General features: G+C 64.8%; 1 protein-coding gene. It reads right to left on the bottom strand.

The genetic code is table 11. The features are described 5' to 3' along the window. Positions 1-789: hypothetical protein (locus LH62_RS30935; RefSeq protein WP_160299747.1), on the bottom strand; the 789-nt coding region annotated here is incomplete at both ends.

Below are 789 nucleotides of genomic sequence, written 5' to 3'. Positions count from 1 at the left end.
GCGCGGCGAGCAGCGCTCGAAGGCAGCGGAGGGTAAAGTACGCCTTGTTCCAAACGGCAATGAGGACCGACACCTCAGGTTCGTTGAAGTGCTCGAAGCGAAGCTTTTCGCCGCTGGCGAGGAACTCGCGCAGCTCCTCGGCCGCGAAGCCGCCCAGCACCGCCTTGGCCTCAGGCGCAGCGTTGGGAGTGGGCACGGGCTGAGAGGATTCCAGCGGCTCTGGCGACACCGCGTCGGTCGGCTGGTGGTCCGAAACTGCTGTGCCATGAGTTTCTAATTGGAGCGGTCTGGCTTCGTCCGCAGGAGGAACAGGAGAGTGAAGTGTGGCAAGCGAGGCGGCCGCTGCACGCCGCGAGGCCAAACGGCTTGGAAGCTGCAGCGTGACTGTCCACCAAACGGCCTTTACCGCGCGGCGTGCGACGCGGCGCACTCCGGGGCTGTGCTCGAGCGCCTTGCGGATCGGTTGCGTGGCGCGCCAGGTTCCTGAGAAAAGAACTGTCTGGAGCTGCGCCTCGAGCCCTGGAACACGAGAAGCCATGGTCTGGAGCTGCGCCTCCAGCTCCGGGACGCGTGAGGCTATAACTTCCATCTCGCGAGCCCAGCGCGCTCCGGCTACCAAAGCCACTCTTCGCGCCTCGCTTTCGGCAGCAAGTACATCGATGAGTTCTTTCAGCCTTTGGGTTTCGGAAAGCGCCGCTACGAGCCCCTGCTCCGCTCGAAGTCGTCCCGTTTCAGCAGTCTCACGAGACTTCCGCGCTGCAGTTCGTTCTGCCGCCAGCGCCGCCGCCG

The organism is Belnapia sp. F-4-1 (assembly GCF_000802185.1).
Taxonomy (GTDB): domain Bacteria; phylum Pseudomonadota; class Alphaproteobacteria; order Acetobacterales; family Acetobacteraceae; genus Belnapia.
The sequence above is the reverse complement of the archived record's forward strand: the minus strand, read 5'-3'. Positions and strand labels throughout refer to the sequence as shown.